The following is a 14,249-nucleotide window of genomic DNA, read 5'->3' on the forward strand; positions in this document are numbered from 1 at the left end:
AGTTGGTGTGCGTCAAGTAATTGATATATGTCTTTTATTTTTGGGTGTTTCGGTAATCCGCCCGGCAGGGGGGTGTTCAACCGCGAAGGCCTACAGCAAGTAGTGGGCCAATGTTCGTGTGACCCTTTTCAAGGGGTTACACGAAGAGAATGTTGCGGAATCGGGTGTGTTGCCGCAGGCATGGGGGCATATGCCACAGTGCGGGAATGGGAGGCATTTGTTTTCAGCTTCGATTCAGGGCGCCGCCCTAGACTGGCCTCCAGCTTGGAATAGTCCGGAGGTCCGGTGCATGTCCGAATCCGAAATCAAGGTCTGGGATCCGCTGGTGCGCGCCATGATCACCGGCCGCAAGCGGGCCTGAAGGGGGCGGTGATGAACACCATCAATGTCACGGCCGCCCACGCGCCCCTGGACCGGATCCGGGTCCGGGTCTGGGACCTGCCCCTGCGGCTGTTCCACTGGCTCTTTGCCGGAGCCTTCGCGACCGCCTGGCTCAGCCGGGATGACCGCCTGCTCCATGTCCATGTCTTCGCCGGCTACCTGCTGGCGGGGCTGGTGCTGTTCCGCCTCGCCTGGGGGCTGGTGGGCAGCCGGCACAGCCGCTTCCGCGACTTCGCCTGCGGCCCGCGCGCCGCGCTCGGCTACCTGCGCAACCTGCTGGCGGGGCGTGCGCCGCGCATGCTGGGCCACAATCCGGCGGGGAGCTGGGCCATCTTCGGCCTGCTGGCGCTGGGCCTCGGCCTGGGCCTCAGCGGACTGCTGACCCTGGGCGGCGAGGAGGGGCATGGTCCCCTGGCGGGCTGGATCGGGTTTGCCGCCGGTGAACGGGCGCACCAGGTCCACGAGTTCCTGGCCTGGACCATGCTCGCCCTGGTGGCCGCCCACCTGATCGGCGTGGCGGTGGAGAGCCTGCTGCACCGGGAGAACCTGGCGGCGGCCATGATCCACGGCCGCAAGCGGCGGCGGGGCGATACGGCCGATGTGCCCGCCCTGCGCCCGATCGCGCTGGCCATCGCCATGGCCGTGGCCGGTGGCGCCTGGGCCAGCTTCGGCGGCTACCTGACGGCGACGCCTGAGCAGCCCTACCTGCCCTTCGCCGGGCCGGTTCTGCCCGACGATCCGGTGTGGCGGGAGGAGTGCGGGAGCTGCCACCTGGCCTACCACCCCTCCCTGCTTCCCGCCCGCTCCTGGGAGCGTCTCCTGGCGGGGCAGGAGAGCCATTTCGGCGAGGACCTGATGCTCGAGCCGGAAACCGTGGCGGTCCTGCGCGGGTTCCTGACTGCCAATGGGGCGGAAACCCTGCCCACCGAGGCGGCCTGGAAAATCCTGCGCTCGGTGCCGGCGGGCGAGGCGCCGCTGCGCATCAGTACGACGCCCTATTGGAAGGCGAAGCACGGCGGGATCGACGCGGCGGTGTTCGAGCGCGCGCCGGTGAACAGTCCGGCCAACTGCGGCGCCTGCCATGCGGATGCCGGTGCCGGAACCTTCGAGGATGCGGCCATGGGCGTTCCGGAACCCGAAGGCGGAACCACGGGCTGAATGCTGAACTGGAAACGACACCATCCTGATTGACGCGAGAGGAGCTGAACATGAACAAGGCAATGCTGATGCTGGCCGCGACCGCGGCACTGTGGGGAGCGGTGGCCCAGGCCGACACGGTGGCCGACCAGCTGGACCGCTATTACGCCGAGGGCGGCAAGGTGTTCAGCGCCGCCGCCGGCGAGGCGATGTGGGCCCGGGAGTTCCCCGATCCCGACGGCGGTCCTGCGCGCAGCTGTTCCACCTGCCACACCACGGACCTGAAGCAGTCCGGCACCCATGCCCGCACGGGCAAGGCCATCGAGCCGATGGCGCCGTCGGTCAACCCGGAGCGGCTCACCGATGCGAAGAAGATCGAGAAGTGGTTCCTGCGCAACTGCAAGTGGACCCTGGGCCGGGAATGCACGCCGCAGGAGAAGGGTGATTTCCTCGTCTACATCAAGCTGCAGTAATCCGGCAGCGCAACTTTCAGCCTTGGACAAGGGGTAGGACATGAAGAGAAACAGAGGTGGAATCCGGATGCTGCTGCCGATCGTGCTGGTGCTCGGCACCACGGCCGCGGCGGTCATGGCCTCGGACGATGAGCGGGGCGAATACGGAGAGCGGGGCGAGCGCGGGGAGACCTGGGTCTACGGCGGCCACGGGGCCGACGCCGTCCTGCCCTCCGGGGCCTTCATGGGGGAGCCGGTCGGTTCCAGCCGCCGCGGCGTGGCGCCGGTGGCCAACGAGCTCTACCAGGAGGATTGCGGCGGCTGTCATTTCGCCTACCAGCCCGGGCTGCTTCCCGCCCGCTCCTGGGATAGGATGCTGGGAGGGCTCGCCGATCACTTCGGCGAGAATGCCGAGCTGCCCGGGGACGAGGTGAAGGTCCTGCGCGACTACCTGATGGCCAATGCCGCCGATGCCAGCGACTACCGGCGCTCGCGCAAGATTGCCGGTTCCATCATGCCGGAGGAGGCGCCCCTGCGGATTTCCGCGACCCCCTATTTCGTCCGCAAGCACGACGAGCTGCCCCGGCGCGTGGTGCAGGACAATCCGGATGTGCGCTCCTTCAGCAACTGCAGTGCCTGCCATACCCGTGCCGAGGCCGGTTCATACCGCGAAGGCGAGATCCGGATCCCGGGCTATGGGCGCTGGGACGACGATTGATCCATCATGAAGCGCCTGTTCATACAGATCCTGATCGTCGCCATCCTGGGCGGTGGCGCGACCGGCGCCATTGCCCGGGGCGACGACGAGCGCCGCGACGGTGACATCGGCCACCGCGAAGCCCGGGCGCTGGTGCGCGAGGGGGTGATACTGCCCCTTGCCCAACTCATGGAGCGCATCCGCGAAGCCCGGGAAGGCCGGGTGATCGAGGTGGAGCTGGAGCGCAAGCATGGGCGATACATCTATGAAGTGGAGCTGCTCGACGAGCGCGGCCAGGTCTGGGAAATGAAGATCGACGCCGCCAGCGGCGAGATGATGAAGCTGGAACAGGAGGACTGAATCGGTGCGCCTGCTGCTGGTCGAGGATGATGCGGCCCTGTCGCGACGGCTGAAATCCGATCTCACCGCCGCGGGTTACGCCGTGGATGTGGCGGACAACGGCATCGACGGCGAGTTCATGGGCGACGAGGAGCCCTACGACGGGATCATTCTCGATCTCGGCCTGCCGGGGCGACCGGGGCTGGAGGTGCTGCGCAACTGGCGCAGCCGCGGCAATGCCGTGCCCGTGGTGGTGCTCACCGCCCGCGACGCCTGGCACGAGCGGGTCGACGGCCTGAAGGCGGGCGCCGATGACTACCTGGGCAAGCCCTTCCACGTGGAGGAGTTGCTGGCGCGGCTGGCGGCGGTGCTGCGCCGCCGCCACGGCCGGGCCGACGAGCAGATCAGCTGCGCGGGGCTGGTGCTGGACGAGGACCGGCAGACGGTCACCACCGCCGCGGGCGAGAGCTTCGACCTCACCGGCACCGAGTTCCGCCTGCTGCGCTACTTCATGCTGCACCCCGGGCAGGTGCTGTCCAAGACCCGCCTCACCGAACACGTCTACGAGGGCGATGCGGATCGCGACAGCAACGTCATCGAGGTCTACGTGAACCGGCTGCGGCAGAAGTTCGGCAAGGCGCTCATCGAGACCCGCCGCGGCCAGGGCTACATATTCGGGGACAACGGCCGGTGAATTCCCTCGAGCGGCGGCTCCAGGCCGGGCTGGCGGTCAGCCTGGTGCTGCTCATGGGACTGCTCTGGTGGCTGGTGAACATGGCCATCGGCCGGCTTACCGAGGACTACGTGGCCTCCCGGCTCAGCCATGACGGGGAGACCCTGCTCGCCGCCGTCGCCTTCGGATCCGACGGCGCCCCGGTCCTCGACGCGGGACGCCTCAACGTGATCTACGATCAGCCCTTCTCCGGCCACTATTACCTGATCCTGCCGGAGGCGGGCGAGGCGCTGCACTCGCCCTCCAGCTGGGATACGCCGCTGGAGGTGGCGGCCCTCGAGCCCGGGCGGCAGCGGGTCTGGCAGCTGGACGGCCCCGTCGACCAGCGCCTGCTGGCCTGGGCCGGGGGCTTCCGCAAGCAGGGACATACCCTCACCATCGCCGTGGCCGAGGACCTCTCTCCGCTGACCGACAGCCTGCGCCGCTTCAACGGCTATTTCGCCGCCCTGGTGGGGCTGGTGCTGCTGGTGACGCTCGGGGTGCAGCAGGTGGTCGTGCGCAGATCCTTCCGTCCCCTGCGCCGGGTGCGCGAGGAGATAAGGCGCCTGGAGGAGGGGGAGATCGGCCAGCTGCCGGAGAATGTGCCCGCCGAGGTGCGGCCCCTGGTGGCGGAGGTCAACAGCCTGCTCGACCTGGTCTCCCAGCGCCTGCAGCGCTCCCGCAATGCCCTGGGCAACCTGGCCCACGCCCTCAAGGGGCCGTTGCACCTGGTCACCCAGATTACCCGCGGCGAGGCGCTGGCGGACAAGCCGGAGGTGGCCGCCGAGCTGGAGCAGCACACCGACCGCATCCGTCAGCTGATGGAGCGGGAGCTGCGGCGGGCGCGGCTGGCGGGCAGCGGCGCGCCGGGGCGGCGGTTCCGGCCGATGGACGACCTCGAGGGGCTGGTGACCGTGCTGGAGCGCATTCACGACGAACACCGGGTCCATATCGTCCTGCAGTTCGATGGCCCCGACCGGGCGGTGCAGGGCGACCGCGACGACCTGCTGGAGCTGTTCGGCAACCTGCTGGACAACGCCTGCAAGTGGTCCGCCGGGCGGGTGCGCTGCCGGGTGGATTCCGGCGCCGGGCTGGCCGTGGACGTGGAGGACGACGGTCCGGGCTGCGACGGGGAGCAGCTCGACCAGCTCACCGGCCGCGGTGTGCGCATCGACGAGTCGGTGGCCGGACACGGCCTTGGACTGTCCATCGTCAAGGACATCGTCCAGCTCTACGGCGGCAGCCTCCGCTTCGATCGCTCCCCCGAACTGGGCGGCCTGCGGGTGCGCGTCCGCCTGCCGGGAATCTGAGTCGCGGATTCGGCAGCGGAGTCTCGGAAACGGACGGTGAGAAGGGTGAAGGGATAAAGGTGAAGGAGTTGCGCGGGCCCCGGATTTCCGGGGACACTCCTTACTGAAAACTGAAAACTGAAAACTGAAAACTGAAAACTGAAAACTGAAAACTGAAACGCCCGTTCTGACTCCAGCCACCCTTATCCATTATCCCTTATCCATTCACCCTTATTTCCTTATCCCGGCGCCCAAAGAAAAACCCGCACAGGCAAGGTGTGCCTGTGCGGGTCGGAGGCCCCAAATGGGGGAGGGAGGGGTCAGTGGGTGATCTTGTTCTCGTGGCACTCCACGCAGCCCACCTCCGTGCCCTTGGCCAGGGTCACGGTTCCGCCGCCTTCCTTCCGCGGCAGGGTGCGCTCGGCGGCCGTGCGCGAGAGCACGGTGCCCAGGCCGTCGGTGCCGTGACAGGTGGTGCACAGCTCCGGCTGCTTGTCACCCAGGTCCTCGTGACCATTGACCCAGCGGGTGTCGTTCACCGGGTGCATGCCGTGGGGACCGTCGAGGGTGATGCCGAGGCTGCCCGGCTCGTGGCAGGTGTCGCACTCGATGATGGTGCCCGAGTGGCCCTGGAGCTGCTTGGCCGTCACGTTGTCATTGGCCATGGGATTGGGGTTGGGGAAGATGGCGTGGGTGCTGCCGTGGCAGCCTTCGCACATCACTCCGCCGTGGCCGTTGCTGAGACGGTAGAGGCTCTCGTTCTCGGCGAAGCGTGAATCCGCCACCTTGATGGGCTTGGCATCCGGTTCGCCGAGGATGTAGGCCTGCAGCAGGCGGATGCCGTCCGGGGCCACCACCGCGCCGGCCGGGTGGTTGGGGCTGGCCGCGTCGCCGGTGTGGCACGATTGGCAGGCCGGCTCGCTGGCCCAGGGGATGCGCTTGCCCAGGTCGAGCCCGTCGGGCGCCGGGTTGGCGGCGCTGAGCTGGCCGGTGAAGTCGTTGCCCACCTGCTCCATGTTGCCGTGGCAGTCCTGGCAGACCACGCCGCCGGCGGCCATGGCGCCGCGCAGGCACTGGGTCTGCTTGCCCGGGTGGCACTGGTAGCAGGTCTCCTGCAGCACGTACTCGGTCACCGTCAGGCTGGCGTCCGCGCCCGGGTAGACGGTGTTGGCCGGCTGGTCGCGCGCCGGGTCGTCCGGCGTGGGCATCTGCGGGAACACGTCGCCGCCACCGAAGGTCAGGCTGCCGTGATGGCCGTGCATGGCCCGCGACATGCTGATGTGGGTGGTCTGCTGCCGGCCCGCGGCGTCATCCACCGGACCCACCTGGGCCAGGTCCAGCGCCGGGGAGTAGTGGCACTGGGAGCACTGCACCGGCCGCTGGTTGTCCAGGTCGGTGCCGTGCTTGGCATCGTGCAGGCGCAGGATGTTGACCTTGGCGGCATTGAGCAGGTACTGGGGCCCGAGGCCGTCGGCCAGCGCCTGGGCCTCGGTCATGACCATGAAGTCGTTGCCCGGATCGGCGTCGGTGTTGACGCCGGCGAAGTCGCTGGCCAGGCCGCTGTAGCCGTCGTCGGAAGCGGCGTGACAGGTCTGGCAGTCGGCCTCGGAGGCCACCGGCAGCACCACGTCGGTGGCGGCCAGCACCGCGTCGGTCGCCTTGTCGCGAGCCTCCACCTTCATCAGCGGATAGGCGTTGCTGCGGCCCTGGTCGTCCACCGGGAGGATCGGAATGCCGTCGGCGGCGAACCAGTTCACCCCGGGGATCACCTTGCCGATGGTCTGGCCCTGCACCGTCAGGCCGGCGAAGAAGGCCAGGTCGCGATCGAAGCGGCTGAACGCCTGCGGGGTGTTGGCGCTGCCCGGCATATCCTGCTGGTGGGGAACCAGGTTGCCGGCCAGCAGCTCGTTGATGTCCGGCACCGGCAGGCCCCGGTCGACGGGCAGCGGCTCGAACAGCGCCAGGATGCTGTCACCCACGCCACTGTCGTAGGGGTAGAGCACGGCGTAGGTGTCGTAGGCCAGGGTCTTGCCGGTGATGGCGCCGAGGTCCCAGAAGTTGGTCTTCGGAACACCGCCGGCGGTGTAGCCGCTGGTGGTGTTGATGGAGCCGGCGCCGGCCGGATCCAGCGGGCTGGAGCTGGCGGCGTAGGTCAGCCTCACGTCCGCGTCGCTGAGCAGCCGCGGTTCGCCGCCGCCCTGGCCGCGCTCCACCACCTGGGCGTGCAGGACGTTGAAGGGAGGCAGGATGCTGAAGACCTGGTAGTCCAGGTCGGCGCAGTGCATGCCGAGATCATTGGCGGCCAGCACCCGCAGCTCGCCCAGGTTGCCGCCGCTGGGCGGGGGCGGGGGCGGTGGGGGCGGCGGCGCGCTGCAGTCGGAGGGGGCGTGCTCGACAGCCTTCTCCACGCTGCTGCCATTGCTGCTGGCGCGCACCCGGCAGGGCGTCTCGTTCAGGCCGTAGATGCGTACCCGCCACTGGCCTCTCCGGTCCGCCGTCACGGTGGACAGGGTCTCGCCGCTGGCCGCGTCGGCCAGCACCACGGTGGCCCGGCGGCTGCTGCGGCCATCCACGTACAGACGGTTGCGCTCGACATCCCATTTCGCGTTGTCGATACGCAATGACTCATCCGCGGACGCCTGGATGCGGCTTTCGTCCTTGTTGACCCGCACTTTCTTGTGGTCCGACGCCTGGGCCTGGAGACCGGCGTAGCCGGCGCCCAGGACCAACGTCAACATCAGCAGCCAGAAGCCTGGCAGGCCTGCTCTTCTCATCATGACGGTCACCCCCATCGTGGTGGACCCGGACGCGTTCCGGGTGTCGTTCCCTGGCGGTCGGTTGGACCTGGTATCCGGTCCAGACCGGGTCTCTGTTCAGCCCCATTTATAAAACATGAATAAATTCATGCGCTTTTATGTTTTTCTATTGTCTGTCGCAGTATCTGAACAAGGGCCCGCCGTCCCTGGAAGGCCCTTGTTCTGATCCCACAACGGTTGGTTTCCGGGTTTTCCTCCATGAAAATTGTGACAAATGTCGCCATTCCGGGATCCAACCCCGTCGCCCGGTTCCGGCCGGGCGGCCCTGAAAGTGCCTCCCGGAGTGAAGTAGTACACTATTGGACTATGCGCGGCCTGATAGCTGGACTGCTGTTGCTCGCCGCCCTGTCGCTTGCGGCCTGCGGCGAGGAGTCATCCGCGCCGCCCGGCGCGGATGACGGGCCGGTCCGCCTGCGCGTGTGGGTCCACTCCGGGCAGCCCGGCGAGCGGGCGGTGATCCGGGACCAGGTGGCGCGCTTCAATGCCGCGGAGCCGGGGGTGCAGGTTGAGCTCACCGTCATTCCCGAGGGGGGCTACAACGCCCAGGTCCAGGCCGCGGCCCTGGCCGGCGATCTGCCCGATGTGCTCGAGTTCGACGGCCCGTTTCTCTACAGCTATGCCTGGCAGGGGCATCTGCGGCCCCTGGATGGGCTGCTGCCCGCGGCGGTCAGGGACGATCTCCTGCCCAGCCTCGCGGCCCAGGGCAGCTGGAACGGCAGGCTCTATGCGGTGGGCGCCTTCGACTCCGGTCTGGGGTTGTGGGGGCGGAAAAGCCTCCTCGAGGCCGTGGGGGCGCGTCTGCCCGCCGGGCCGGACGCGGCCTGGAGCGCGACGGAGTTCGCGCAGCTGCTGGAGCGCCTGGCGGAGCGGGACTCCGACGGGGCGGTGCTCGATCTGAAGCTCAACTACACCGGCGAGTGGTTCACCTACGCATTTTCCCCCGTGCTGCAGTCCGCCGGGGCCGACCTGGTCACCCGCGCGCCGCCGCTGCGCGCCGGGGGTGTCCTCGACAGCGGGGAGGCGGTCGCCGCGCTGCGGCGGGTGCAGGACTGGATCCGGGCCGGCCGGGTCGATCCCAACCTGGATGACGCCGCCTTCACCGGGGGCCGCGTGGCGCTCTCCTGGGCGGGGCACTGGGAGTATCCCCGCTACCGGAAGGCGGTGGGCGATGACCTGGTACTGCTGCCGTTGCCCGATTTCGGCGCCGGCAGCCGGACCGGGCAGGGCTCCTGGAACTGGGCCATCACCACGCGGTGCGACCGGCCGGAGGCCGCCGCCCGCTTCCTCGGGTTCCTGCTCCAGCCCGACGAGGTGCTGGCGATGACCGCCGCCAACGGCGCGGTGCCGGGGACCCGGCGCGCCGTCGCCCGCTCTCCCCTCTACGGGCCGGCGGGCCCCCTGCGGCTGTTTGTCGCCCAGCTCGGCGAGAACGCGGTTCCCCGGCCCCGCACACCCGCCTACCCGGTCATCACCTCCGCCTTCCAGAAGGCCTTCCAGGACATCCGCAACGGCCTCGATGTGGAGGAGGCGCTGCGGCGCGCCGCAGCGCTTATCGACCAGGATATCCAGGACAACCGCGGCTACCGGGCCGTGGAGTGACGGCCCGGTTCCGCACCATGCCCCGCCCCCTCACCGACCAGACTCCCGCCGCCTGGTCCATGGCCGCCCCGGCGGTCGCGGGGCTGGCGCTGTTCGTCGGCCTGCCGTTCCTGGTGGCCTTCGGGCTCGCCTTCACCAGCGCCCGCCTCGGCTCGCCCCTGCCGGTGGAGTTCCTGGGCTGGGAGCAGTTCCGCCGCATCCTCGCCGATCCCGCGTTCCTGCGCGCGCTGGCCAACAACGGGCTGTTCGCGATGGTGGTGGTGCCGCTGCAGACCGTGCTGGCCCTGGGGCTGGCGCTGCTGCTCAACCAGCCCCTGCGCGGCCTGCCCCTGTTCCGGACCCTGTTCTTCATGCCGGTGGTCTTCCCCATGTCGCTGGTGGCCGTGGTCTGGGTGCTGCTCTACGCTCCCGGCGGGACGGGGCCGGTCAACGCCTTTCTCGGCTGGCTGTCGTTCGGGGCCTGGAGTCCGCGGGATTTCCTCCACGATCCCGCCTGGGCCCTGCCGGCCATCATGCTCACCTCCATCTGGCAGGGGGTGGGGTTCCAGATGGTGATCCTCCTGGCGGGGCTCCAGGCCATCCCCGCCGAGCGCTACGAGGCCGCCGCCATCGATGGCGCCGGCGGCTGGGGACAGTTCCTCCACGTCACCCTGCCGGGGCTGCGCAACACGCTCATCTTCGTGGTGGTGGTCACCTCGATTCTCGCCTTCCGCCTCTTCGACCAGGTGCGCATCATGACCCAGGGCGGCCCCGGAGAGGCCTCCGCCACGGTCATCTACGCGGCCGTGCGCGCCGCCTTCGAGCGCCAGCAGGTGGCCCGCGGGGCGGCCATGACGGTGGTCTTCTTCCTCATCGTGCTGGCCGTCACCCTGCTGCAGCGGCGGCTGCTGCGCCAGGAACGGTGACCGGACATGGCCCACAGCCTCCGCCGCGCCATCCGTTACCTGCTGCTCGCCGCCGCCGCGGCGCTCATGGTCGCGCCGGTGGCGATCATGGTGGTGGGGGCGCTGAAGCCCGATGCCCGGGTGCTGCCCGAGGCGGGCACCCTGCAGGCGCTGTTTCCCGGGCGGCTGACGCTGGAGAATTTCGCCGACGTCCTGGGACGCACCCGCTTCGGCCTGTTTCTCTTCAACTCGCTGTTCATCAACGCCGCCATCGTGGCCCTGGGGCTGGCGGTGAACAGCCTGGCCGGCTACGCCCTGGCGCGGCTCCGGTGGCGGGGGCGCGGCGTGGTGCTGGCCGGGGTGCTGGCGCTGCTGGTGATTCCCTTCGAGGCCATCGCCGTGCCGCTGTTCTGGCAGGTGACCCTGCTCGGCTGGCGCGACACCTACCTGGTGCAGATTCTCCCCTTCACCGCCAATGCCTTCGCCATCTATCTCTTCTACACCTTCTTCCTGGAGCTGCCCCGGGAACTCGAGGAGGCCGCCCGGGTGGACGGGGCCGGCCCCTGGCGCACCTATCTCGCGGTGGTGGTGCCCAATGCCCGCCCCGCCTTCGCCAGCGTGGCGGTGCTCACCTTCCTGACCCAGTGGGGCGCATTCCTGTGGCCGCTCATGGTCACCAGCGGGCCGGCGGTGCGTCCCCTGCCCGTGGCCATCGCCACCTTCTTCACCCAGCCGCCGCTGCAGTGGGGCGACATCCTGGCCTTCGGGGTGATGATGGTGGCGCCGGTGCTGCTGCTGTTCCTGCTGTTCCAGGGCTGGTTCGTCCGCGGCGTGGCCGCCAGCGGCATCAAGGGCTGAGGCCGCACCCGCGGCGGGCCCGGGCAGGCACGAGGGACTTCTGACGATGGCGAGAGTGGAACTGGAGGGCCTCACCCGCATCTTTCCCGGCGGCGGCGTCGGCCTGGATGCCATCGACCTGACCGTGGAGGAGGGCGAACTGCTGGTCTGCGTGGGGCCATCCGGCTGCGGCAAGTCCACCCTGCTGCGCCTGCTGGCCGGCCTCGATGCGCCGACGCGCGGCACGCTGCGCTTCGACGGGACGGTGGTGAACCAGTGGCCGCCCCGGCGCCGCAACGTGGCCCTGGTGTTCCAGAACTACGCCCTCTACCCGCACATGACCGTGCGTGGCAACCTCGCCTTTCCGCTGCGGATGCGCGGCATCGGCAGGGCGGCGATCCGGGCGCGGGTGGAGGCGACCGCCGCACTGCTCGACCTGACACCGCTCCTGGAGCAGCGCCCCGCGCAGCTCTCCGGCGGCCAGCGCCAGCGGGTGGCCATGGGCCGCGCCCTGGTGCGCGAGCCGGCGCTGTTCCTCATGGACGAGCCGCTGTCCAACCTGGACGCCCGCCTGCGGGTGCAGCTGCGCGGCGAAATCGCGGCGCTGCAGCGCCGCACGGGCACCACCACCGTCTATGTCACCCATGACCAGGTGGAGGCGATGACCCTCGGTGACAGGGTCGCCGTCCTCGCCGCCGGCCGCCTGCGCCAGGTGGCCCCGCCCCGCGAGATCTACGACCGGCCCGCCGACACCTTCGTCGCCGGCTTCATCGGCAGCCCGTCCATGAATCTCCTGCCCGCGCGCCTGGAGGCGGGGAGCGGGGGAGTGGGGATCCGCATCGGGATGGCCCGTCTGCCCTTGCCGGATGCGGTGGTGAAACAACATCATTCGCTGCGGGAACAGGCGGGCAGGGATGTCATCGCCGGTCTGCGGCCCGAGTCCCTGCGGCCGGCACGGGAACGGCCCGACTTCCGGCTGGAGGTGGCGGCCGTCGAGACGCTCGGGCACGAGCAGCTCATCTACTGCCGGCCGCCGGTGGGGCTGCTGGACCCCGTTCGCCCGGGCCAGGCGCTCGCGGAGGCGTACCTGGCGGTGCGCATGACCGGGGCGGCCGTGGAACGCGGGCAGTGGATCGGGCTGGAGGTCGACAGCACGGCAATTCACTGCTTCGATCCGGAAGGGGGGCGCCGCCTGTAGCCGGGGAGCCGGGATTTTCCGCGCTCACCCCGGCCGTACCGGGTCGCCGACGCAGCGGCGGTCGCGCGCCCCCGCGGAAAACGTAACCTGGCGGAAACCGGAGGGACACAACCATGTACGGGATCGGAAGCCTTGTCATCCTGCTGTCGGCCGGCCTGTTGCTCCAGCCGCCCGCCGCCGTCGCCGCCGACGGGCGTGACGGGGAGTTTCTCTACGGCTTCCTGGCCGGCCGCTACCAGCTGGTGGGGAAGGGGCCGGAGAGCACGGCGACCTATGCCGGCCGGGTGACCCTCGCCCGCGGCGATTCCGGGCTGGTGGTGACAAGGGAGATCGGCGGCCGTAGCGTCACCGGCTCGGCACGGGTGGAGACCGCCGGCGAAAACGTCGAGGTGCTGCGGATACGTTTCGCCGAGGCGGGGGTCGAATACGAGGAGACCTGCCTCATCGGCTCGGATCTCGACAACTACGCCCGCCTCACCTGCCATCTCTACCGCCCCGGCGTGCGCACCGACGCACCCGGGCTGGAAGCGCTCTTCATCGATCCCGGCGGTCGGTAGAGGCGTGCAGCGGCTCCGGGTGTGAGTCTCCGCCCCGCCGGCTGTCCGGGAGGCGGGGACAAGGCGGGCGGGGACAATCGAGCGGGCGTCCGCTGCCGCGGGAAAGCGCTTCACGCGCGGCGGCGGACACGATTCCGGGCGGCCCCGGAACCAAGGGTGTGGAGGTGCCGTGTGCGCCATAACGGACGACTGACAACCTGGCACGAGGCGCGGGGCTACGGATTCATCACCCCGAGCGGGGGCGGTGCGCCGGTGTTCGTGCACATCAGCGCCTTTCCCCGCGGGCATGCGCGGCCCGTGGGGCGGGAGTTCGTCATCTATGAGCTGGCCACCGACGGGAAGGGGCGCAGCCGGGCGGTGCGGGCGGCCTTCGCCGGGGCGCGCAAACCTGCCGGGCCCGCCGGGAAGGGCGTCCGGTGGGCCTGGGCCGTGGTGACGCTGTTCTTCCTGCTGCTCGGCGTCGCGGTCCGCCTCGGCCGCCTGGCGGCGTTCGTGCCCGCCCTCTACCTGGCGCTCAGCCTGGTCGCCTTCGCGGCCTATGCCCTCGACAAGTCCGCGGCCCGCAACGGCCGCTGGCGGATCCCGGAAAGCGCGCTGCACCTGCTCGGCCTGCTGGGCGGCTGGCCGGGGGCGCTGGTGGCCCAGCAGACCCTGCGCCACAAGTCGCGCAAGGCGGAGTTCCTGGCGCTGTTCTGGATCCTGGCGCTGGTCAACTGCGCCGCGCTGGGGTGGCTCTTCAGCGCCCCCGGGGCGGCGTTCCTCCGATCACTGGGCCGGCTATGGGCATGACGGCCTGAACGCGGGGCGCAAGGCGGCCCGCGGCCGGACCTCCAGCCAGAGAGGGGATGAATCATGCTGCTCGAAGGTTCCTGTCACTGCCAACGGGTCCGGTTCTCGGTCCGCTCACGCCACCCCTACCCCTACAACCTCTGCTACTGCTCCATCTGCCGCAAGACGGCGGGCGGCGGCGGCTTTGCCATCAACCTCGGCGGGGAGTCCGCCTCGCTGGCGGTGGAGGGGCGGGAGCATGTCGCCGTCTACCGGCCGCGGGTCCCCGACCCGGAGACCGGCGAGCCGCGACAGAGCCCGATGGAGCGCCATTTCTGCCGCCACTGCGGCAGCGCGCTGTGGGTGTGGGACCCGCGCTGGCCGGAGTTGGTGCATCCCTTCGCCTCGGCCATCGACTCCGGGCTGCCGGTCCCGCCGGAGCGAACCCACCTCATGCTCGGTTCGAAGGCGGGCTGGGTGGAGGTGCGCGCCGACGCCCGGGACCGGCTGTTCGAGGCCTTTCCGGACGAGTCCATCGCCGCCTGGCACCGGCGCCTGGGACTCGAGCAGGAGGCGTGAAGGT

Annotated in this window: 14 protein-coding genes; 13 read left to right on the forward strand and 1 reads right to left on the reverse strand. The window is 69.9% G+C overall.

Features of this window, described 5'->3' with window-relative positions:
* The first annotated feature begins 372 nt into the window (after positions 1–372).
* From DFQ59_RS20565 to DFQ59_RS18305, 6 genes are read left to right on the forward strand one after another with little or no spacing between them, the layout of a single operon-like run.
* Positions 373–1,539, forward strand: coding sequence for a cytochrome b/b6 domain-containing protein (locus DFQ59_RS20565; protein WP_170142219.1), 1,167 nt, complete (start codon positions 373–375; stop codon positions 1,537–1,539).
* A 50-nt stretch (positions 1,540–1,589) separates the two neighbouring features.
* Positions 1,590–1,991: a DUF1924 domain-containing protein gene (locus DFQ59_RS18285; RefSeq protein WP_245937322.1), complete on the forward strand. Its 402-nt coding sequence runs from the start codon at positions 1,590–1,592 to the stop codon at positions 1,989–1,991.
* Between the two features lie 40 nt (positions 1,992–2,031).
* The gene (locus DFQ59_RS18290) at positions 2,032–2,688 is read left to right on the forward strand and encodes a diheme cytochrome c (RefSeq protein ID WP_114281182.1); all 657 of its coding nucleotides are present in this window, start codon (positions 2,032–2,034) and stop codon (positions 2,686–2,688) included.
* Positions 2,689–2,694: 6 nt separating this feature from the next.
* Entirely contained in the window at positions 2,695–3,027 is a 333-nt protein-coding gene (locus tag DFQ59_RS18295) for a PepSY domain-containing protein (RefSeq protein WP_114281183.1), read from the forward strand.
* 4 nt (positions 3,028–3,031) lie between these two features.
* Positions 3,032–3,700 carry a response regulator transcription factor gene (locus tag DFQ59_RS18300; RefSeq protein WP_114281184.1) on the forward strand — a complete coding sequence of 223 codons (669 nt, stop codon included), beginning with the start codon at positions 3,032–3,034 and terminating at the stop codon, positions 3,698–3,700.
* Positions 3,697–5,028 (forward strand): sensor histidine kinase, encoded by a 1,332-nt coding sequence (locus DFQ59_RS18305; protein WP_114281185.1) that lies wholly within the window; start codon positions 3,697–3,699, stop codon positions 5,026–5,028. The genes DFQ59_RS18300 and DFQ59_RS18305 overlap by 4 nt, the downstream gene beginning before the upstream one ends.
* 299 nt (positions 5,029–5,327) lie before the next feature.
* Here DFQ59_RS18305 and DFQ59_RS18310 read toward each other — a convergent pair whose 3' ends face one another.
* Positions 5,328–7,784 carry a hypothetical protein gene (locus DFQ59_RS18310; protein WP_211315001.1) on the reverse strand — a complete coding sequence of 819 codons (2,457 nt, stop codon included), beginning with the start codon at positions 7,782–7,784 and terminating at the stop codon, positions 5,328–5,330.
* Between the two features lie 345 nt (positions 7,785–8,129).
* Here DFQ59_RS18310 and DFQ59_RS18315 point away from each other — a divergent pair, with 345 nt between their 5' ends.
* The 7 genes from DFQ59_RS18315 to DFQ59_RS18345 all read left to right on the forward strand — a co-directional run bounded on the left by DFQ59_RS18315 (position 8,130) and on the right by DFQ59_RS18345 (position 14,245).
* Positions 8,130–9,422: an ABC transporter substrate-binding protein gene (locus tag DFQ59_RS18315; RefSeq protein ID WP_114281186.1), complete on the forward strand. Its 1,293-nt coding sequence runs from the start codon at positions 8,130–8,132 to the stop codon at positions 9,420–9,422.
* 17 nt (positions 9,423–9,439) lie between these two features.
* Positions 9,440–10,327 carry a carbohydrate ABC transporter permease gene (locus tag DFQ59_RS18320; RefSeq protein ID WP_211315002.1) on the forward strand — a complete coding sequence of 296 codons (888 nt, stop codon included), beginning with the start codon at positions 9,440–9,442 and terminating at the stop codon, positions 10,325–10,327.
* Between the two features lie 6 nt (positions 10,328–10,333).
* On the forward strand, positions 10,334–11,164 hold the full coding sequence (locus tag DFQ59_RS18325; protein WP_114281187.1) for a carbohydrate ABC transporter permease: 831 nt from the start codon (positions 10,334–10,336) through the stop codon (positions 11,162–11,164).
* 46 nt (positions 11,165–11,210) lie between these two features.
* The gene (locus DFQ59_RS18330) at positions 11,211–12,341 is read left to right on the forward strand and encodes an ABC transporter ATP-binding protein (protein WP_114281188.1); all 1,131 of its coding nucleotides are present in this window, start codon (positions 11,211–11,213) and stop codon (positions 12,339–12,341) included.
* A gap of 113 nt (positions 12,342–12,454) precedes the next feature.
* Positions 12,455–12,898 carry a hypothetical protein gene (locus tag DFQ59_RS18335; RefSeq protein ID WP_114281189.1) on the forward strand — a complete coding sequence of 148 codons (444 nt, stop codon included), beginning with the start codon at positions 12,455–12,457 and terminating at the stop codon, positions 12,896–12,898.
* Positions 12,899–13,069: 171 nt separating this feature from the next.
* On the forward strand, positions 13,070–13,687 hold the full coding sequence (locus tag DFQ59_RS18340; RefSeq protein ID WP_114281190.1) for a DUF1294 domain-containing protein: 618 nt from the start codon (positions 13,070–13,072) through the stop codon (positions 13,685–13,687).
* Positions 13,688–13,750: 63 nt separating this feature from the next.
* Positions 13,751–14,245, forward strand: coding sequence for a GFA family protein (locus DFQ59_RS18345; protein ID WP_114281191.1), 495 nt, complete (start codon positions 13,751–13,753; stop codon positions 14,243–14,245).
* Positions 14,246–14,249: the final 4 nt, after the last annotated feature.

The organism is Thioalbus denitrificans, assembly GCF_003337735.1.
Taxonomy (GTDB): Bacteria; Pseudomonadota; Gammaproteobacteria; order DSM-26407; family DSM-26407; genus Thioalbus; species Thioalbus denitrificans.

Excerpts from the sequence above, each read along its gene's own strand:
- DFQ59_RS18310 (WP_211315001.1), bottom strand. The coding sequence starts at position 7,784 with ATGATGAGAAGAGCAGGCCTGCCAGGCTTCTGGCTGCTGATGTTGACG.
- DFQ59_RS18315 (WP_114281186.1), top strand. The coding sequence starts at position 8,130 with ATGCGCGGCCTGATAGCTGGACTGCTGTTGCTCGCCGCCCTGTCGCTT.
- DFQ59_RS18320 (WP_211315002.1), top strand. The coding sequence starts at position 9,440 with ATGCCCCGCCCCCTCACCGACCAGACTCCCGCCGCCTGGTCCATGGCC.
- DFQ59_RS18325 (WP_114281187.1), top strand. The coding sequence starts at position 10,334 with ATGGCCCACAGCCTCCGCCGCGCCATCCGTTACCTGCTGCTCGCCGCC.
- DFQ59_RS18285 (WP_245937322.1), top strand. The coding sequence starts at position 1,590 with ATGAACAAGGCAATGCTGATGCTGGCCGCGACCGCGGCACTGTGGGGA.
- DFQ59_RS18335 (WP_114281189.1), top strand. The coding sequence starts at position 12,455 with ATGTACGGGATCGGAAGCCTTGTCATCCTGCTGTCGGCCGGCCTGTTG.
- DFQ59_RS18345 (WP_114281191.1), top strand. The coding sequence starts at position 13,751 with ATGCTGCTCGAAGGTTCCTGTCACTGCCAACGGGTCCGGTTCTCGGTC.
- DFQ59_RS18295 (WP_114281183.1), top strand. The coding sequence starts at position 2,695 with ATGAAGCGCCTGTTCATACAGATCCTGATCGTCGCCATCCTGGGCGGT.
- DFQ59_RS20565 (WP_170142219.1), top strand. The coding sequence starts at position 373 with ATGAACACCATCAATGTCACGGCCGCCCACGCGCCCCTGGACCGGATC.
- DFQ59_RS18290 (WP_114281182.1), top strand. The coding sequence starts at position 2,032 with ATGAAGAGAAACAGAGGTGGAATCCGGATGCTGCTGCCGATCGTGCTG.
- DFQ59_RS18330 (WP_114281188.1), top strand. The coding sequence starts at position 11,211 with ATGGCGAGAGTGGAACTGGAGGGCCTCACCCGCATCTTTCCCGGCGGC.